The following is an 18,062-nucleotide window of genomic DNA, read 5'->3' on the forward strand; positions in this document are numbered from 1 at the left end:
TTCCAATGGGCATTTTGAAAATTGGCGTTGTAGGCTGCGGCCGAATCGGCAAGCTGCACATCAACAACCTGATCAACTCCGTACCGGGCGTTCAGGTAGTAGCTGCTGCTGACCCGATGCTCGATAAGTCCGGCGCACGCGAGTGGCTGGCAGAGCGCAAGATCACCAACGTTTCCACCGACTTTATGGACGTTATCAACAATCCTGAGGTAGACGTAGTATTCGTTTGCTCCTCCACTGATACGCACTGCGATGTTTCCATGGCAGCAGTTCAGGCTGGCAAGCACGTATTCTGCGAGAAGCCGATCGACTATGATATCGACAAGATCAAGAAGCTGCTCGCACTCGTTGAGGAGAAGGGCGTTAAGTTCCAGGTAGGCTTCAACCGCCGCTTCGACCACAACCACAAGGCAGTTGCAGACGCAGTTAAGGACGGCACGATCGGCGATCCGCATATCGTTATCGTTTCCTCCCGTGACCCGGAGCCGCCCCCGGCTTCCTACGTTGCAGTTTCCGGCGGCATCTTCTACGATATGATGATCCACGACTTCGATATGGTTCGCTACGTAACCGGTTCCGAGGCTGTTGAGATCTCCGCTGTTGGTTCCTGCCTCGTTAACCCGAACCTGCAGGAAGAGTCCGGTATTCCGGATGTTGACACCGCTGTTGTTACCATGAAGATGGCTAACGGCTGCATCGCTGTTATCAACAACTCCCGTCAGGCAGTTTACGGCTACGACCAGCGCGTAGAGGCGTTCGGCTCTAAGGGCATGGCTTCCGATGCCAACGACCTGCTGAACACCACCACCGTACTGACCAAGGATGGCGCTCACTCCGAGAAGCCGCTGTGGTTCTTCCTCGAGCGTTACAACCAGGCATTCATCAACCAGGTTATCTCCTTCGTTGATGCAATCAACAACGATACCCAGACTGTTGTCGGCGCTATCGATGGCTTGCGTCCGGTTCTCATGGCTAAGGCTGCTACCGAGTCCTGTCAGGCTGGCGGCGTGTTCGTCAAGGTCGGCGAGTAATTCTTCTTAGAATTTCTTTCTCCTCTCTCTATTCTAAATTAGAAAAGTAGCTCCAAATGCTTTTCATTCCCTCAAATACAACAGCAAGGCATTTTTTGAAGTGACCTCTAAAAGTTAGACAAAGATTGTTCAAGCGACCGAAAGGGCTTGCTGCCTGTGAATTACAGGCGGCAGGTCCTTTCGCTTTGCCTTGATTCTTCGGTTGCTGCAGTAGTCCTGACACTCCATCCGTTCCTGCTTGAAGTATTCTGATGTCAGACTTTACCGCAGGGTTCGCCAACCTTAGCGCACCGAATCTAACATAAATCGCCTTGTAAACAACTCCGAATACCAGCTGAATATATCTACAGGGCGCTCCGCCGTTTGCGGGCTTTTTCTTTACTCTACATCTTCATTTTATATACCGTCCGTTATATTTTATCTATTTATAACAAAAAAGTGCTGTTCCCTCAACAGCACTCTTTCCCTTAATACTGATACTTTTTCTGTCCCTTGACGAGAAAAAACACCGAAACCATCACGCCGAGCGCCTCTGCTACCGGAACAGCCAGCCAGATGCCGGTTTCCTGCAAAATCAGCGGCAGGAGCAGCAGCATCGCCACGAGGAACACAAGCGTGCGCGAAAACGAGATGATCGCAGACACGAGACCATCCGAGAGCGCGGTAAACAGCGAGGACGCGAAAATACTCGTGCCCATGAGCAGGAAGCTGACCGCATAAATCGGAAAGCCGTGCATGGCAATCCCATACACACTGCTGCCGCGCGGCGTAAACAGGGTCAGCGCCGGCTCGAGCGTCAGCCACGAGAGCAAATATGTGCCGAGCGAGCACGCCAGCACGAACGTTATGCAGATGCGGAAGATATGCCTCAGCTGCGGGATATTTTTCTCGCCGAATTTATAGCTGATAACCGGTGCAACGCCCATCGAAAAGCCGAAATACACCGCCGTAAACACAAACTGGAAGTACATTGCAATCGTGATGGCGGCTACGCCGTCCTCGCCGCGGTAGCGCATGAACAGCGTATTGAACACGAATGTGGTGATGGCGTTCGCAATGTTGCTGACCATCTCGGACGAGCCATTGCCGCACGCGGCAAGCAGAGTCTGTCCGTCGAATTTGAAGGGCACAAAGTACAAGCTTCCGGTGCGGTTTTTAGTGAAATACACCAAACCAACGATGGACGGCACGCAATAGCCGAGGCAGGTGGCAATCGCCGCACCGGCAACGCCCATGTTCATCGGGCCCATGAACAGCCAGTCAAGCACCACGTTTGTAATGCCGCCGCCCACCGAGGTCAGCAGACCCAAGCCCGGCTTGCCTGCGGTGACGAACAATGTCTGGAAGGCAGTCTGCAGAAACAGCATGGGTGCAAACACCAGCTGAATGCGTGTGTAAATACGGCAGTCTGCCCACTGCAGCTCACTCGTGCCAAGCAGACGCAGGATGGGGTTCAGAAACAGATTGCCAAACACGGCGAAAATCAGGCCGATACCCAGCGCAACTGCAATCAGCATGGTGAAGTTGCGGCGCGCCTCGTCTGTGCGTCCCTCCCCCTGCCGGCGGGCGATAATAGCGCTGCCGCCCGTGCCGAGCATAATGCCGGTAGCCATCTGCAGGCAGTTGAGCGGATACGACATATTGATTGCGGAAAGCGCAGTTGTGCCGGCAAACCGCGAAATAAACATGCCGTCCACGATGGTGTACATCGACAACAGCATCATCATTGCAATGTTCGGCAGTGCGAATCGGAGCAGCGATGCGGCGTTGAATTTGCGCGCAAGCGCGTTATTCTGCTCCATTGCGAATCTCCTTTTCAAAAGAATCGGTAAATTTTCGGGTCATTTCCACCATCATGGCGAACTGCTCAGTGCCCATGGCAGCGGCGGCGCGTTCCTCTGCGCGATACAGACCGCCCAGCTTATCCGCTGTGTAGCGTTTGCCGGATTCGGTCAGGCGCAGCGGCTTTTCCTTGCGGCCGGATACGCTCACCTTTTCCAGATAACCGGCCTGCTCCAGCTCCTGCACCACCGTATGAATTGTCTGCTTGGGCAGCAGGCACATCTGCGCGATTCCTCCTTGTGTCATCTCCGAAAACTGATCTAACATATACAGCACCGTTACTGTACTGGGTTTCATGCCACTGTGCTTCGCCCAGATGTCGTACAGCTCATCCTGTCGAAAAATACATGCGCACAAGTCGTTCATTTGTCTGCGAAAATCCATAATGCACCTCAATAGTCCTAAATCGTACCACGCCATTATAGTATGATTTAGGACTATTGTCAAGTAAAAGAAAAGCAGACCCGTAAAAGAGTCTGCTTCAAATTTATCCCATCAGCATGGTCCAGAGTGCGCTGAACGGCATGACGAGTATCAGCGCGGGCATGAGATCGACCAGCAGCACGGATTTGATCTTGGAGACACGAAAACCGGCCGACATAGTCAGCACGCCGCCGCACGCGGACAAATCCGCGAACATTTCCGGTGTGAGCACACCGGACAGCAGCCGTCCTGCGATAAACACGCACAGGAGAATCACGCACTGCGGCAGCGGGATAGCGCAGATGGCCTTGCCGAGCGTGGACGCGAAGATCATTGCAGTGAACAAGTCCAGCACCGACTTTGCAAACAGCAGATTCGGATCACCCGCGATGCCCTCAGTCAGCGTGCTGTACCACCCGAAGCCCGAGCAGCAGAACAGCGCAACCGCCGTGATGTAGAACTCCATATCAATATTATCCCCGCCGAGGTGCATGGTTTTGACCAGCCGATGAAAAAACCGGCTTGCCCAATCCTCAAGGTGCAGCAGGTGCCCGATGGTAAACCCCACCAGAATCGCCAGCACGACCGCTGTCATGCTGACCGCCTTGATGATGGAATTGATACCGATAGCGATTGAACACATGCCGAACAGCGTCGGCAGGTGCTCTTTCAGGCTGTTCGGCAGGACGTGTCCCAGTGCGGAACCGATCACGCCGCCGGCCAGCACCGAGATACAGTTGACAATTACTCCGATTGGCATAGAATTTCCTTCTTTCTCTTTCCCCTTCTCCTCTATTTCCCATTTTACCGTAGAAAAGCGTCTTTGGCAAGCAAAAAAACCGCACAGCCGAAGCTGTGCGGTTTTTGTTGCATTTTCGCTTACTTTTCCACGTTTTCGCAGAAACGCATGAGCATTGCCGCTACTTCCGCGCGGGTCGCGTAGCCCTTCGGGTCCAGCTTGCTGCCGGACTTGCCGGTAACAACGCCAGCCGCATTCGCCCACTGGAGCGCCGGAACAGCATAGCTGCTTACGCTCTGCGCGTCCGTATAGCCGTCAAGGCTCTTCGCGCCGGAAACGTCATACTTCTTGTTCTGTGCGTAACGGTACAGCATAGCTGCCAACTGCTCGCGGGTAACCTTGTCATTCGGGCCGAACTTGCCGCTGCCGTAGCCGGAAACGATGCCGTTAGCATTCGCCCAGGCAACCGCATTTGCGTAGTACGCGCCGGAAGCCACATCCGTGAAGGAAGCCGCCGAGGTGCTCGGCTGGTTCTCCAGGCGGTACAGCACGGTAACGACCATGCCGCGGGTGGTGTTCGCCTTCGGGGAGAAGGTGTTGTCGGCGGTGCCGTTCATCATGCCCTTGCCGGTTACATAATCAACCGCGGAAGCGAACCAGTCGTTCGCGGAAACGTCGTTAAACGTGGTCTTAGACGGGGTTTCGTCCGCCTTTGCGTAGCTTACGCCAACGGTAACGGTGGAAGCAGGCATGGTGAAGGTGTAAACGGTGTCGCTCTTCTTAACGGTGGAAACGGACTTGCCGGAGCCGTCGGTAACGGTCAGCTTATCCAGCTTGTAGCCCTTGTCCGGGGACAGGGTAAGGGTAATGGTAGCGCCCTTTTCCGCGTTGGACGGAGAAGCGTTGACGCCGCCGTTGTTGACCGCCGAGGTGGTTACCTTGTAGGTCGTCTTGCCGGAGGAGGAGCCGCCGGAGGAACTGGAGGACGGCTTGGTGTAGGAGAAGGTCTCCGTTGCATCCTTGGCAACGTCCTTGTTCGTGCCGTTAAACTTAACGGTAATAGCAACGCCGGTGTCGTTCTTTACCTTAACAGACTTGGTAGTCGTAAAGTTCAGCTCGTGAGAAGCACCGCTCTTTACACTGATAACATCAGTGCTCTTTGCTGCATCAGCAGCAGCCTGCAGAGTCGGGTATACATTTTCACCGATAGACGCCGCCGGAACAGAAATAACGAACGGGCTGAAGCCGTTGGTGGTGAAGGTCAGATAAAGCTTATCATCTTTCTTCGTTACCGTGCCGGTGTAATACTCAACCGTGCCATTCTTGGTGTGCTGAATGCTCAGCTTATCGCCGTCAGCAACTGCAAAGCCAGTCGGCAGTTCCATAGTTACCACAGTTGCCTTGGTGATGTTCATCGTCTGATAGTCCTGAACGACCTGTGCATTCTTGGTATCGCCGTCCAGTTTAATCTTGTCTGCCGTATCTGCGGTGGACGCTACCACGCGGTACTGCGGAGTGATCTCCAGCGCCAGCGTCTTGGTTGTCTCGTCATACGCGGTCGGCTCAACCTTCAAAGCAGACTGAACGTACAGCTTCTTGTCGCCGGTTACCTTGTTTGCCTTTGCAACCAGTTCATCCGCCTTGCTTTTGTCGATCTTCTGTGCTTCATCAACAGCAGCCGCGCCGAGGGTCGGTGCGGAAACAGTTGCTGCTGCTGCCTTAACGGTTTCCTGATCTTTCTGCGGAATCTTGTCTACCTTAACTTCCGGAGCAGCAACCGCAGGCTTGACCTCAACATTGCCGGTTTCGGTCTTTGCAACTACCTTGTAGCTGTAACCGGATACATCACTGGTTCCGGCAACGTAGCCGCTTGCAACGTAGTCGGTCGGGTTGGTGGTGAAGTAGCCGCCGGTGATGGAGAAATTCATACCGGTGTTATTCTCAGACGCATACGCCTTAACAACACCCTTAATCTTCGCATTATCGCTAATTGTTACCTTTGCGTCGCCTACATTTTCCTGTTCTTTGCCAAAATCAGCTACGACAATCGTTTCGCCATTAGCAAAGGTATTCTCAAATGTACCACCGGTAATATTAACAACAGCATCACCAATGTATCCAGTTGCACTGCTTCCATCCGGCTTGCATACTACCAGAGTGCCCACATAAGCACCGGAACCATTATTATTCGTGACAGGATGATTTGCATTGCCGGAAGTATCTATATTTGCGGTAAAGGTACCACCGGAAATATCCAGCCGTCCTGCGTCAATTTCCAAGCTGTTTTTAAACGTACCATTCGAGATTGTATAGGTAGACTTATCGCCCGACGCTAAGTATACCTGTTCGTTATAAGTGCCGCCATTGAATGTAATATGGTCATCATGACCTGTGCCATTCGTATAAATATAACCGTTGAATACGCCGTTATTAAGGATAGCCTCAGCTGGTTTTGTATCCGAGGAAAACAGCGCCAACGCATACATACCTGTATAGGTGCCACTTTCGATCGTCAGCTTACCGCCTGCATTGACTTGAAGCGCAATAGTAGCAGCTTTTACACCGCCTTTTTCGTTTGCCTTAATGGTAACATTAGCGCCATCATTGATGTAGATAGCTCGTGCAGTATTACCCGAACCCGTGAGTTCAAATGTATAGTCACCTAAATCAAGGGTGATACTCTGATTGATTTTCAGTATATTAGCAGATGTCACATTCTTGAGCAGCTTAACGGTTTCGCCGCTCTGTGCTGCTGCAACAGCGTCAGCCAGTGTCTTATAATAGGTATTACCAACCTTAGCTACTGCATTGGTTTCACCCAGTTGCTCAACAGTGCCGTTCTCGTTCTGAACGTAACCCTCTGCAACATATGCGGAAACATCAGAGGAGAACGTACCGCCAGTCACGGAAATCTCTCTCTTAGCTGAAGTGTTTTCACCATTCTTTACGAACATACGAACCGCTTTTGCACTTTTACTGTTAAGATGTCCGCCCGAAATGGATACCGAAATATCACGATCATTATAACCGCTTTCAATATAAAGAGCGTCACCAGTTTCCGTCAGAGTACTGCTGCCATCAGTTGCACCAGTATAATATGTTTCCGGATCAACATTCGGTCCAGTACCAGAAATAATTGTTTTTTCGCCCTTTACTACCAGATTACTGCCTTTAACTACAATACCTGTTACACCAGTGATTTCACTATCACTAATAGTTAAAGTACCCGATTTCGGCGGATAATAAATGCCTAGTTCTTCCGCACTTGTAATCTTAGAGTTTACAATATTTACATTAGAATTCGATGTCAGACCTTGTACTGCTAAGCCTTGCGTACGAGATTTCAACACAATACTCTCAAATGTTAATGTCAAATTATTGCTTTCTTTGTATGCATATACGCCATCGCTGTAATTGCCTTCTGCAAAATTCTCAATCGTACCGTTTTTTACGGTCAGAGTAATATTAGCAGCATTAATAGCAATTGCTTCCCCCGCCTCAGCAGTTATAGTGTTCTGATTCAAATCCAGCGTTACGTTCATATCTGCTTTTACAAACTGAAGTTGCTTTTTTTCGCCAATCTCAGTTGCCGAAATGGATTTCTTCAAAACAATCGTATCGCCATTATTAGCTGCATCAACAGCAGCCTGCAAAGTCGGGTATTCTACATCGCCAATCTTAGCAACACCCGTTGTTCCGCCTTCATCCGCCGCAAATGCCACCGGCGCCATGGTCAGCACCATCATCACAGCGAGAAAAGCCGATAACAATCTTCTTTTCATGTTTATCCTCCTCAAAATTATTTTTTCCGGCAAAAGCGGTGCCGTTTCGCCTTTCCTTCGCAAAATTTGTACTTAGGAAGGTTTTGTGTCTGAGGGCGAGCACCTCAGACACAAGGGTACCCTTGTGCCGCTTTATTGCCTACATCATACCACCGTTTTACATTTTTTGCAATGCCATTTATCACAAAACTTTGTCGATTTTGTGTCGTTTTGACATAATTACAACTTTTTCATTGCTTTTGCACAATTAAAATTGCCAGCATTTATACATTTTTACCACCGCCGCTTGTATTTTGCGCCCGGTTATGCTATGGTAAACGCAGTAATTTGGAACATTTGTGTTCAACCGCTTCTGAGTCCGTTTTATCGGACACCCGATATGCGATACTCAAAGCATGAAAGGGAGGCATGGCATATGAAAAACGACGATTACGGCTTCTACGGCAAGGGACTTGACGGCTATGTGCACTACCGGCAGGGCATGCAGGAAGCGGCGCGCAATGCACCGAATGCGTCCGGCGGCCGCCGGCCTGTCTCCGCGGAGCAGAAAACAACCGAGCCTGCACCGAAATCCGACGAATCCGGTCAGATCAGCAAGTGGATCCTGCAGCATCCGCTGCATACGGCGTGCATGATCAGCTGGTTTATTGCGCTGACCTGCGTGATTATTGAAAGCCTGGGCGAACCGTCCATCCAGTTTATGACGGTAACGGCTGTCATCTGCGTGGTTGCCCTGATTTTCCTCGGCATAGAGGTTATCAATTTTATCATCTGGTTTTTCAAAAACTGCTGAGCACCAAAAACGAGCCGACAGCATGGCTTTCGGCTCGTTTTCTCTCTGTTGCTATACCTGCGGGAAACGCGTATCAGTATCCCTCCGATCGGTTTACGACATTTTTCAGCGGGTTTCCGGTCAAATACCGCTCCAGATTGTCCATGCAGATATGCCAGATCGTGTTCTGCACGTCCGCGTTGCCGCCGAAGCTCGGGCCTGCGATATGCGGCGTGAGCAGCACGTTCTCCATGTCCCACAGCGGGCAGTCCACCGGAAGCGGTTCGGTCTCGAACACATCGAGTGCGGCGCCGCCAAGGTGACCGTCCTGCAGGGCCGACACCAGATCGTCCGTCCCTGCCAGACTGCCGCGTCCGACATTGACCAGCACCGCGCCTGCTTTCATCGCGTGCAGACGCTCGGCCGTCAGCAGACCCGCGGTCTCACGCGTGTTCGGAAGGCAGCCAATGACGATGTCCGCCCGCGGGAGCAGCGCGTCTAACGCATCGAGTGTATGCGCTTCGTCGAAGTCTGCCGGTACAGCCGAAACCGCTGTGCGCTTCACGCCAAGCACAGCTGCGCCGAAGACTTTCAATCGGCGGGCCACATTCGCGCCGATGTCGCCCATGCCGAGTACAAGTGCGGTCTTGCCGGAAATCGTCTCCGTATGGTCGTATTTTTGCCAGATATGCGCCTGTTTATTGCTCCAGTACCGTCCAAACGAGCGGTACAGCGCCACCAGACTGCCAATCGCGTACTCCGCGATGATCGTGCCGAACGCACCGGACGCGTTCGCCAGCACCACGCTCTGCGGCAGGTTTTCCATGCGCGTGTACTTGTCCGCGCCCGCCCAGGTCAGCTGCAGCAGACGCAGGTTTTCGGTCTGCGCCAGCTGGGCTTCACTCGGTTCGCCGAAAATAACCGCAGCCGCGCGAAGCCGCTCTGCGGTCGGGTGTTCGCCGTTCTCTGCGAACGTGAACGCGCACCGCGTGCCGAATCGGGTATTTAACGTCTCACGTATGGTCCAATCGCACTGTGCGAGCACCAAAACGGATGTTTTTTCGTTCTGCATTGTGTTTTCTCCGTTATCTGTCAGAATATTTACAATTATATAGTACGGATTTCCGGTTTTCAACAATGGGATAATAAAAAGCATCTGCATGAGCAGACACTTTTCAAATTATTTTTATAATTTCATTTCGCGGTTCTTTCTGCGCAGATGGGTCGCCAGCGCATACAGAACGGCGATATCCTCCTCGTCCAGACCTGTTAAATCCAGCGTCTGCGTTTTTGCAACACACAGCAGATAGTCTGTCGATACCTTGAAAATCTCGGATAATTCGATAATATACTGCGTACTCGGTACATTCAGGCCCAATTCCCACGCATTTACGCTCGACCGTGTGATGCCCAGCCGCTTTGCCAGCGCGGCCTGTGAGATGTTGTGACTCTCCCGCAGCATTTTAATTCGTTCCCCTATAATCAGCATGCTATCACCTTATTATAGGGTATGCTAATCACGATGATATTACGATATCATTATGATATTTTTAATTGACATACATATTTCTTCCAGCTATACTAAAGAAGATAATAGGAGGACTGTACATGGTAATCTTACTAACGCTCTTAGTATGTCTGATCATAGCTCTCATACTCCGGGGAATCTATGCTGCCCTTCGTTCCATACTATCCAACAAGTGGCTTCATGACGAGGCACGACAGGATGTTGTACATCTGTTTAATCGAGACTTACCTAAATGGTTAGAAGCAGCTTATACCGCCTTATACCAGCATTTGCAGACACAGGGCAGCAAATGTGACTGGAGCGTAGAAATTACATGCCCCTCCCATGCTGTTATTGATCGATGCCGTATCAATTTTTCCGGTTCGCAAGGTATTATTCTGGACAGTGCCAATCAGCAATTATTCTATTATAAAACAAAGGATTTGCCGGAATTACATGCCCTTCAATGCACAAATGCCCATCCGTTAGAAGCATTTGAGTGTTTTTCTCTCCCCTACTCCGATATTCTCCAGGCACAGCTTATTACTTCAAAGCACGCCTATACGCAAATGAAAACGAAAGGCGGGATTTCTCAAGACGCCGCCGAACAGCATGCCGCCGGGCAAACGGTCTATGACAAATTAGCAATCGTTATTCAAAGCAAGAATCCCTATCACCCATATATAGAATTAGACTTTTCTAATCATACCGCGGTATCTGAACTGTGGAAAAGCCTTCAGACCTCCAGTATATTAGAAAATATCTTTGAAACCGAGACTAAATTCAGCATTTCCTATGCAGGCTGCGATACCGATATCAAGATTCAAAAGCGTTTCTCCGCTATTCCATCGCTTCCATTCGCTCTGACAGCGATCGGACCGGCGCAGCTGAATATGTTAAATCAAACCCTGCTCCATCTGGAAGCGATTTCACAAGCTGATCCGTCCGATTCCACACCTATTTCATGATTTTCATAATAAAAAAGCGTCTGCTCACGCAGACGCTTTTTCCATATTCACTTACGCATCATTCGACAGATGGAACTTATCGAACGCATAGAACACAAGGCTCATGATCATACCGACGATAGCGGCGAGGGTCATACCGGAGAGCGATACATCGCCCAGCGCCAGCGTAACGCCGGACAGGCCGGTAACAAAGATAACCGAGGTCAGGATCATATTGCGGTTCTTGCTGTAATCCACATGGTTGTCAACCAGAATACGCAGACCGGAGGTGCCGATCATGCCGTACAGCAGGAACGAGATACCGCCGATGACCGGACCCGGAATCGTCTGGATAAGGGCTGCCAGCGGGCCGACAAACGAGCAGATAATGCTCAGCACAGCCGCGCCGCCGATCACGCGTACGGAGTACACCTTGGTGATAGCCATAACGCCGATGTTCTCGCCGTAGGTGGTGGTCGGCACCGAGCCGATAAAGCCGGAGATCATGGTCGAGAAGTTATCCGCGAATAGCGAACGGTGCAGACCGGGATCTTTCAGCAGGTCACGGCCGATGACCTTGCCGGTGACGAGCTGATGGCCGATATGCTCGTTTGCGATAACCAGAATGACCGGAAGAATGATAAGGATGGCGTTGATGTCAAACTTCGGGGTCTGGAAGTTCGGGATGGAGATAAAGCTGGTGTGCAGCGCATCAATGATGGTCTGGGTTTTGATAACACCGGTGAGCACGCCCGCGATATAGCCGCAGATAATGGCGATCAAAATCGGGATAGTCGAGAAGAAGCCGCGGAACAGCACGCTGCCGAATACCGCAACGGCCAGCGTTACGAGGAACGTGATGACCGTGCCTCTCGTTACGCCACTACCGATAATACAGCCGGTTTCAGCCGCCGAGCCTGCCAGCTCAAGGCCGATCAGCGCAACGACCGGGCCCATGGCTGCGGGCGGCAGAACGACATTGATCCAGTCCGTGCCGCACTTATAGATAATGAACGCGAGCACACAGCCGCACGCACCTACGACAACAAAACCTCCGAGCGCATACTGATAACCCCAGTTCTTGATAACGATGGTCGCCGGAGCGATAAACGCGAACGACGAGCCGAGGTATGCGGGCGCCTTGCCCTTGGTGATGAGGATGAACAGCAGCGTGCCGATACCGTTCATGAACAGCACGATCGCCGGGTTCATCTTGAAGATGAACGGCACGAGCACGGACGCGCCGAACATCGCAAACATATGCTGGATGGACAGCGGCACGAGCAGGCGCGGCGGCACCTTTTCCTCCACCTGAATGATTCTGTTGCTTTGCATCGTTTTTTCATTCCCCCTAAAATATTTCTCTTTTACCAAAACCCGTCATCGGAACAGAGCTTGGATCTCTTCCATACGGGCACACGTCATATTATACCCCATTTCATAGCCCCATTCCAGCTTTTTCACGTCTTTTTCAAAGCTGTTCAGCGATTTTTCCGGCTGAAGGAGTACGGTATCCTGCGGTTTGTTCTCCGCAAGGCGGTGACAGAAGCAAACTGTCTCGTTGTAGTGCTTGGCACGCTCAAGCAGCACCTTGGGCATTGCTGGATATTTGCGTTTCAGCCACTTTGCGGTCAGCTCCACGCCACGCGTCAGCGTCTTGCGGTAGCTTTCCGGCTGCGTGAGCACGATCAGATTGCGCTCGTTGCCGTCGTGCAGGCTGCGCAGAATCGGGATCGGGTCGGCCAGACCGCCGTCGTAATACGTCTCGCCGTCCATCTGCACCGGTGGGAAGTAGATCGGGATGGCGCAGGTCGCTCGCAGCATCGTGCATGGACGGTCCATGCGCATGCCGTCGAGGTATTCGGCTTTGCCTGTCTTTGCATTGGTGACACCGACCAGATATTTTCCCTGATATTTATGAAATGTGTCCCAGTCAAACGGCATGAGCTGGTTCGGGATAGTATCGAACACGAAATCCGTACCGAAAATGGAGTGGTCGTGCAGCAGGTTGCGCGCGCCGAAATAGCGCTTGTCGCCACGATACTGCCGCAGTATGTTAATGTTGCGCTCACGCTGCCGTGAGAGATACGACGCCGCATAGGTGATGCCGGCGGACACGCCGATGACGTAATCGAACATGATGCCGTTGTCGAGCAGCGCGTCCATCACGCCGCAGGAGAATACCGGGCGGAAGGTTCCGCCTTCTAAGACTAAACCGGGCATAATTAACCTGCCTTTCTTACTATTTTTCTGAAATCGAGAGAGTTTTCGTATTGTTCGGCACACGCTGTCTGGTGCAGTAAAAATCTACGCTATTTTACAAAAAGACAGACCAACAATCGAAATCATCGGTCTGTCTTTCTGACGCTCAGCGGAAAACCGCCGAGTAAAATGCTATTGAATTAGCCGATCATCTTTGCGGTGCTTACCTTGATGCCGGGGCCCATGGTAGAAGCAACAACGCAGGAACGAACGTACTGACCCTTTGCAGCAGCCGGCTTAGCCTTGATGATAGCACCCATCAGAGCGTCGAAGTTATCCTGCAGCTTCTCAGCGCCGAAGGAAGCCTTGCCGATCGGGCAGTGGATGATGTTGGTCTTGTCGAGACGGTACTCGATCTTACCAGCCTTGGACTCCTGAACAGCCTTGGTAACGTCCATAGATACGGTACCAGCCTTCGGGTTCGGCATCAGGCCCTTAGGACCAAGCACGCGGCCCAGACGGCCTACAACGCCCATCATGTCCGGGGTAGCGATAACTACGTCGAACTCAAAGAAGTTCTCCTTCTGGATGCGCTCCATCAGGTCCTCTGCACCAACGATGTCTGCGCCTGCAGCCAGAGCCTCGTCAGCCTTTGCGCCCTTAGCGAATACAGCAACGCGAACCTGCTTGCCGGTGCCGTGGGGCAGAACGATAGCGCCGCGAACCTGCTGGTCAGCGTGACGGGAGTCAACGCCCAGCTTTACGTGCAGCTCGATGGTCTCATCGAACTTAGCCTTCGCGGTGGAAACAACGGTGGAAAGCGCTTCAGCCGGATCGTACTGCTTGGTGCGGTCGATCGTCTTTGCGCTGTCTACATACTTTTTACCTTTATGCACAATAAATCCTCCTTAAGTGGTTAAGCGGGAACTTGAATAACCCTCCCACTGTATGCGGCAGATAGCCGCAGCTTCGTACAACAAATAAAAACCGGAGATTACTCCTCGACGGTGATACCCATCGAACGGGCGGTACCCGCGATCATGCTCATAGCAGCTTCCAGGGAAGCAGCGTTCAGGTCGGGCATCTTGGTCTCTGCGATCTTCTGGCAGTCAGCCTTGGACAGCTTTGCAACCTTGGTCTTGTTCGGTACAGCAGAACCGGACTCGATGCCGCAAGCCTTCTTGATCAGAACCGGCGCCGGAGGCGTCTTGGTAACGAAGCTGAACGAACGGTCAGCATAAACCGTAATGATAACCGGAATGATCATGCCGGCATCGTTCTTGGTGCGCTCGTTGAATTCCTTGGTGAAAGACATGATGTTTACACCGTGCTGGCCGAGAGCCGGACCTACCGGGGGAGCCGGGGTTGCCTTGCCTGCGGGAATCTGGAGCTTAATATAACCTACTACTTTCTGTGCCATGTTGAAAGGTTCCTCCTTCAAAAAATGTGGTGGCTGGCGAGTTCCTAATTGGCACGGAACTCTCCCACTTGCCGTAAATGCGGAAATCTATCTTCCGCTCATTGTCACTCGTCGAGAGTTTCAACCTGATCGAGCTCAAGCTCGACAGGGGTTTCGCGGCCGAACATGGAAACGGTTACGTTTACCTTGTTCTTATCCGGCTCAACCGACGATACAACGCCGATAAAGCCTGCCAGCGCGCCGTCGATAACGCGAACACTGTCGCCTGCGGCGTAGTTTACCTCGATCTCGCGCTTTTCCACGCCCATTGCGATGATTTCTTCCTCAGTCAGCGGAATCGGCTTGGAGCCGCCGGACTTGTCCTGACCCAGAAAACCGGTGCAGCCGCGCGTATTGCGGACCAGATACCAGGTTTCATCGGTCATGATCATCTTAACGAGCACGTAGCCCGGGTACAGCTTACGCTCTACCTCGCGGCTTTTGCCGTCCTTCACCTCAACGACCTTCTCGGTCGGGATGTTGACGGCTTGGATCAGGTCATGCAGCTTGCGGTTTTCGACCGCTTTTTCGATCGAAGAGGCTACCTTGTTTTCGTAGCCGGAGTACGTATGAACAACGTACCATTTTGCAGCGTCTGACATTGTTGCCTCCTTTTAAGTTAGGCGGCGAAATGTTTAAGCAGCGTCTGGACACCAAGACCGAATACGATGTCAAGCACCCAGATGAAAATACCGATGATGACTACGCAGGCGATAACGACCAGCGTGTTGTTCGTCGTCTGCTCACGGGTGGGCCAGACGATCTTACGGCATTCGCTCTTCAATTCGCGGAACCACTTGCCGATACGAGCAAAGAGACCGGGCTTTTTCGCTTTGGTTTCTTCAGCCATTAAGCTACTTCCTTTCCCTTACTTCGTTTCGCGGTGAAGCGTGTGCTTCCGGCAGAAACGGCAGTACTTGTTCATTTCCAGACGATCCGGATCATTCTTCTTGTTCTTCATTGTGTCATAGTTTCTCTGCTTGCACTCGGTGCAGGCCAGCGTGATCTTTACGCGCATAGATAACGGCACCTCCTTTTAATATCTCGCTTCGTTTCCGTATCCCTGTGACACGGCTTGAAGCTAATTGCCTCCCTCTGTCAGCGTTCCGACGTCAACTTTTCAGACACACGAAAAATAGGCGCAAAAAAAGAACCTGCATAGGTGTTTTTAGTATAGCATGTGAGGGATTTGCGGTCAAGCATTTTTTCTGAAAAAGTGCTGATTATTTTCGTTTTTTATGGTATACTCAGGGTAATCACACGGGCAGAAAACACCGATTTGAAAAACTGCCCAAGAAACAGGAGTATGACTATGCGTATTTTGGGCATTGATTACGGAGACGCCCGCACCGGCCTTTCGATCTCCGATCCTTCCGGCTTTCTGGCCGGCTCGCCAAGCGTGATCCACGAGTGGAATTACGCCAAGCTGGTGGACAAGCTGGCGGCGTTCATTCAGGAAAACAAGATTGAGGAGATCGTCCTCGGCCACCCGAAGAACATGGACGGCACAGTTGGCCCTCGTGCCGAGAAGTGCGAGACTCTGGCGAAGGAGCTGGAAGAGCGCACCGGACTGCACGTTGTGCTGTGGGACGAGCGCCGCACGACGGTCGCCGCACACGAAATCCTGCACCGCAGCGGCAAAAAGGAAAAAAAGCACCGCCAGAACGTCGATGCAGTCGCGGCAACGCTTATCCTGCAGGGCTATCTGGATTTTAAGCGCCGCCAGTGATTTCCGGTATATCTATTTATATAGTATCCTTTTTCGGCACCTGTTCCCCGCAGGTGCCGTTTGCTTCTCCAATAACTTCTTTCGATAAGAAACATTTCTTGACGGTTTGGCTTTTTTCTGCTACAATAAGAAAAACTTCAATACTTTACCGTGTGCAAGTCCCGCTGCATGCGGTTTTTGTTTCTAAGGAGAATGATACATGTCTATTCTTTTCAGCCTGCTCACAAACCCAGTCACGATATCCGTACTGGTGCTCTGTGTTCTGTGCCTGACCGGTTTGAATGTGCTGCTGTCCATGCTCATCGCGTGCATCATCGGCGGCGTGGCCGGCGGTATCCCGCTGCTGAACGCGCCCGAGGGTACGCAGACCGTCATGCAGCTGCTGACCGGCGGCTTTGCCAGCAACGCTACAACTGCGCTGGCGTACATCCTGCTCGGCACGTTTGCCACCTGCATCGCCACGACCGGTCTGGCCGATATTCTGTCGAAAAAGCTGTCGCGCCTGCTCGGCGGACACAAGCTGGCGCTCATCGGTGTGCTGACGCTCGTTGCCTGCCTGTCGCAGAACCTCATTCCGGTGCATATCGCGTATATCCCGATTCTCGTGCCGCCGCTGCTCGGCATGATGAACCGTATGCGGCTTGACCGGCGTGCCGTTGCGTGTGCGCTGGCGTTCGGCCATAAAGCGCCGTATATCACCATTCCGTTTGGTTTCGGATTGATTTTTCAGCGCGTTATCGCGGATAATCTGAGTGAAAACGGTCTTTCTGTAACGGTCAAGGACGTTACCGCCGCCAACTGGAGCATTGGCGTTGCCATGCTGATCGGTCTGTTCATCGCCGTGTTTGTCCTGTACCGCAAGCCGCGTGACTACCACGACATTGAAGCAGACACCTCCGCTGCCGAGGTAATTTCGGAAAAGCTCGAGTATCGCCATTATGTCATGCTTGCCGCCGCGATTGTTGTCGCAGTCGTGCAGGTTATCAGTCAGGATCTGGCGCTTTCCGCGCTGTGCGGCCTGATCATCATCATCGTGTTCCGCGCTATCAAATGGAGTGACATTGACGAGCAGATCGAGGGCGGTGTCCGTCTGATGGGTCAGATTGCCATCATTATGCTGGTGGCAGGCGGCTACGCCTCGGTCATCAAGGCCACCGGCGGCATTGACGCGCTCGTAAACGCCGGTATTTCCGCCGTAGGCGGCAGCAAGGTTGTCGCTGCGATTGTCATTACACTCATCGGCCTGCTGGTGACGATGGGCATCGGCACCTCGTTCGGCACTGTGCCCGTGCTCGCTGTGCTGTTCGTGCCGATGTGCAGCTCGCTTGGGTTCTCCACTCCGGCTACTATTCTGCTCATCTCAGCCGCCGCTGCCCTCGGTGATGCAGGCTCGCCCGCGTCCGATACTACGCTCGGCCCAACCTCCGGTCTCAACGCCGACGGTCAGCACGACCATATCCGCGATACCTGTATCCCAACGTTTATCGCGTTTAATATTCCGATTATGATCTGCGCGATTTTGATGTCGCAGGTGCTGTAAAACAGCACCCCTGCAAACACCTCTGCAATAATAATTAAGGTTTAAGGCGCGACGATGAAAAACGCTCGAGATTACTCGAGCGTTTTTAT

At 52.2% G+C, this 18,062-nt stretch carries 18 protein-coding genes; 5 read left to right on the plus strand and 13 right to left on the minus strand.

Annotated features, from left to right (window positions below):
• The first annotated feature begins 11 nt into the window (after window positions 1–11).
• Window positions 12–1,031: an inositol 2-dehydrogenase gene (gene iolG, locus PGS25_RS11080; RefSeq protein ID WP_270418774.1), complete on the plus strand. Its 1,020-nt coding sequence runs from the start codon at window positions 12–14 to the stop codon at window positions 1,029–1,031.
• A 467-nt stretch (window positions 1,032–1,498) separates the two neighbouring features.
• On the opposite strand, the gene PGS25_RS11085 is transcribed toward iolG, so the two are convergent.
• From PGS25_RS11085 to PGS25_RS11100, 4 genes are all read right to left on the minus strand, one after another.
• A complete protein-coding gene (locus tag PGS25_RS11085; protein ID WP_270418701.1) occupies window positions 1,499–2,833 on the minus strand; it encodes an MATE family efflux transporter in 1,335 nt (444 codons plus the stop codon).
• Window positions 2,820–3,257 carry a MarR family transcriptional regulator gene (locus PGS25_RS11090; protein WP_158575223.1) on the minus strand — a complete coding sequence of 146 codons (438 nt, stop codon included), beginning with the start codon at window positions 3,255–3,257 and terminating at the stop codon, window positions 2,820–2,822. The genes PGS25_RS11085 and PGS25_RS11090 overlap by 14 nt, the downstream gene beginning before the upstream one ends.
• A gap of 103 nt (window positions 3,258–3,360) precedes the next feature.
• Entirely contained in the window at window positions 3,361–4,056 is a 696-nt protein-coding gene (locus PGS25_RS11095) for a DUF554 domain-containing protein (RefSeq protein ID WP_270418702.1), read from the minus strand.
• Window positions 4,057–4,175: 119 nt separating this feature from the next.
• Window positions 4,176–7,817 (minus strand): S-layer homology domain-containing protein, encoded by a 3,642-nt coding sequence (locus PGS25_RS11100; protein ID WP_270418703.1) that lies wholly within the window; start codon window positions 7,815–7,817, stop codon window positions 4,176–4,178.
• 415 nt (window positions 7,818–8,232) lie between these two features.
• Here PGS25_RS11100 and PGS25_RS11105 point away from each other — a divergent pair, with 415 nt between their 5' ends.
• Window positions 8,233–8,610, plus strand: coding sequence for a hypothetical protein (locus PGS25_RS11105; protein ID WP_119195056.1), 378 nt, complete (start codon window positions 8,233–8,235; stop codon window positions 8,608–8,610).
• Window positions 8,611–8,683: 73 nt separating this feature from the next.
• On the opposite strand, the gene PGS25_RS11110 is transcribed toward PGS25_RS11105, so the two are convergent.
• On the minus strand, window positions 8,684–9,661 hold the full coding sequence (locus PGS25_RS11110) for a D-2-hydroxyacid dehydrogenase (protein ID WP_270418705.1): 978 nt from the start codon (window positions 9,659–9,661) through the stop codon (window positions 8,684–8,686).
• A gap of 114 nt (window positions 9,662–9,775) precedes the next feature.
• Entirely contained in the window at window positions 9,776–10,078 is a 303-nt protein-coding gene (locus PGS25_RS11115; RefSeq protein WP_330426318.1) for a helix-turn-helix domain-containing protein, read from the minus strand.
• A 119-nt stretch (window positions 10,079–10,197) separates the two neighbouring features.
• Here PGS25_RS11115 and PGS25_RS11120 point away from each other — a divergent pair, with 119 nt between their 5' ends.
• Window positions 10,198–11,064 carry a hypothetical protein gene (locus tag PGS25_RS11120; protein WP_270418706.1) on the plus strand — a complete coding sequence of 289 codons (867 nt, stop codon included), beginning with the start codon at window positions 10,198–10,200 and terminating at the stop codon, window positions 11,062–11,064.
• 51 nt (window positions 11,065–11,115) lie between these two features.
• Here PGS25_RS11120 and uraA read toward each other — a convergent pair whose 3' ends face one another.
• The 7 genes from uraA to rpmG form a co-directional block, all read right to left on the minus strand.
• Window positions 11,116–12,378, minus strand: a complete 1,263-nt coding sequence (gene uraA, locus PGS25_RS11125) for a uracil permease (protein WP_270418707.1) — start codon at window positions 12,376–12,378, stop codon at window positions 11,116–11,118.
• A 45-nt stretch (window positions 12,379–12,423) separates the two neighbouring features.
• Window positions 12,424–13,266: a patatin-like phospholipase family protein gene (locus PGS25_RS11130; protein ID WP_270418708.1), complete on the minus strand. Its 843-nt coding sequence runs from the start codon at window positions 13,264–13,266 to the stop codon at window positions 12,424–12,426.
• A 179-nt stretch (window positions 13,267–13,445) separates the two neighbouring features.
• Window positions 13,446–14,141 carry a 50S ribosomal protein L1 gene (gene rplA / locus PGS25_RS11135; protein WP_118360867.1) on the minus strand — a complete coding sequence of 232 codons (696 nt, stop codon included), beginning with the start codon at window positions 14,139–14,141 and terminating at the stop codon, window positions 13,446–13,448.
• Window positions 14,142–14,239: 98 nt separating this feature from the next.
• Window positions 14,240–14,665, minus strand: a complete 426-nt coding sequence (rplK, locus tag PGS25_RS11140) for a 50S ribosomal protein L11 (RefSeq protein ID WP_118481005.1) — start codon at window positions 14,663–14,665, stop codon at window positions 14,240–14,242.
• Between the two features lie 104 nt (window positions 14,666–14,769).
• Window positions 14,770–15,306 (minus strand): transcription termination/antitermination protein NusG, encoded by a 537-nt coding sequence (gene nusG, locus PGS25_RS11145; RefSeq protein WP_110435833.1) that lies wholly within the window; start codon window positions 15,304–15,306, stop codon window positions 14,770–14,772.
• Between the two features lie 17 nt (window positions 15,307–15,323).
• Window positions 15,324–15,554, minus strand: coding sequence for a preprotein translocase subunit SecE (gene secE / locus PGS25_RS11150; protein WP_110435832.1), 231 nt, complete (start codon window positions 15,552–15,554; stop codon window positions 15,324–15,326).
• 18 nt (window positions 15,555–15,572) lie between these two features.
• Window positions 15,573–15,722, minus strand: a complete 150-nt coding sequence (gene rpmG / locus PGS25_RS11155; protein ID WP_110435831.1) for a 50S ribosomal protein L33 — start codon at window positions 15,720–15,722, stop codon at window positions 15,573–15,575.
• 294 nt (window positions 15,723–16,016) lie between these two features.
• On the opposite strand from rpmG, the gene ruvX reads away from it, so the two are divergent.
• Together ruvX and PGS25_RS11165 are read left to right on the plus strand one after the other, a co-directional pair.
• Entirely contained in the window at window positions 16,017–16,433 is a 417-nt protein-coding gene (gene ruvX / locus PGS25_RS11160) for a Holliday junction resolvase RuvX (protein WP_117491465.1), read from the plus strand.
• 199 nt (window positions 16,434–16,632) lie between these two features.
• A complete protein-coding gene (locus PGS25_RS11165) occupies window positions 16,633–17,973 on the plus strand; it encodes a Na+/H+ antiporter family protein (RefSeq protein ID WP_270418709.1) in 1,341 nt (446 codons plus the stop codon).
• Window positions 17,974–18,062 lie beyond the last annotated feature (89 nt).

It is taken from the genome of Butyricicoccus sp. AM78-15b2TA, from assembly GCF_027665985.1.
Lineage (GTDB): Bacteria > Bacillota > Clostridia > Oscillospirales > Butyricicoccaceae > Agathobaculum > Agathobaculum butyriciproducens.

Excerpts from the sequence above, each read along its gene's own strand:
- PGS25_RS11085 (WP_270418701.1), bottom strand. The coding sequence starts at position 2,833 with ATGGAGCAGAATAACGCGCTTGCGCGCAAATTCAACGCCGCATCGCTG.
- PGS25_RS11090 (WP_158575223.1), bottom strand. The coding sequence starts at position 3,257 with ATGGATTTTCGCAGACAAATGAACGACTTGTGCGCATGTATTTTTCGA.
- ruvX (WP_117491465.1), top strand. The coding sequence starts at position 16,017 with ATGCGTATTTTGGGCATTGATTACGGAGACGCCCGCACCGGCCTTTCG.
- rplK (WP_118481005.1), bottom strand. The coding sequence starts at position 14,665 with ATGGCACAGAAAGTAGTAGGTTATATTAAGCTCCAGATTCCCGCAGGC.
- PGS25_RS11095 (WP_270418702.1), bottom strand. The coding sequence starts at position 4,056 with ATGCCAATCGGAGTAATTGTCAACTGTATCTCGGTGCTGGCCGGCGGC.
- secE (WP_110435832.1), bottom strand. The coding sequence starts at position 15,554 with ATGGCTGAAGAAACCAAAGCGAAAAAGCCCGGTCTCTTTGCTCGTATC.
- rpmG (WP_110435831.1), bottom strand. The coding sequence starts at position 15,722 with ATGCGCGTAAAGATCACGCTGGCCTGCACCGAGTGCAAGCAGAGAAAC.
- PGS25_RS11120 (WP_270418706.1), top strand. The coding sequence starts at position 10,198 with ATGGTAATCTTACTAACGCTCTTAGTATGTCTGATCATAGCTCTCATA.
- PGS25_RS11100 (WP_270418703.1), bottom strand. The coding sequence starts at position 7,817 with ATGAAAAGAAGATTGTTATCGGCTTTTCTCGCTGTGATGATGGTGCTG.
- PGS25_RS11105 (WP_119195056.1), top strand. The coding sequence starts at position 8,233 with ATGAAAAACGACGATTACGGCTTCTACGGCAAGGGACTTGACGGCTAT.
- uraA (WP_270418707.1), bottom strand. The coding sequence starts at position 12,378 with ATGCAAAGCAACAGAATCATTCAGGTGGAGGAAAAGGTGCCGCCGCGC.
- nusG (WP_110435833.1), bottom strand. The coding sequence starts at position 15,306 with ATGTCAGACGCTGCAAAATGGTACGTTGTTCATACGTACTCCGGCTAC.
- PGS25_RS11110 (WP_270418705.1), bottom strand. The coding sequence starts at position 9,661 with ATGCAGAACGAAAAAACATCCGTTTTGGTGCTCGCACAGTGCGATTGG.
- PGS25_RS11130 (WP_270418708.1), bottom strand. The coding sequence starts at position 13,266 with ATGCCCGGTTTAGTCTTAGAAGGCGGAACCTTCCGCCCGGTATTCTCC.
- PGS25_RS11165 (WP_270418709.1), top strand. The coding sequence starts at position 16,633 with ATGTCTATTCTTTTCAGCCTGCTCACAAACCCAGTCACGATATCCGTA.
- PGS25_RS11115 (WP_330426318.1), bottom strand. The coding sequence starts at position 10,078 with ATGCTGATTATAGGGGAACGAATTAAAATGCTGCGGGAGAGTCACAAC.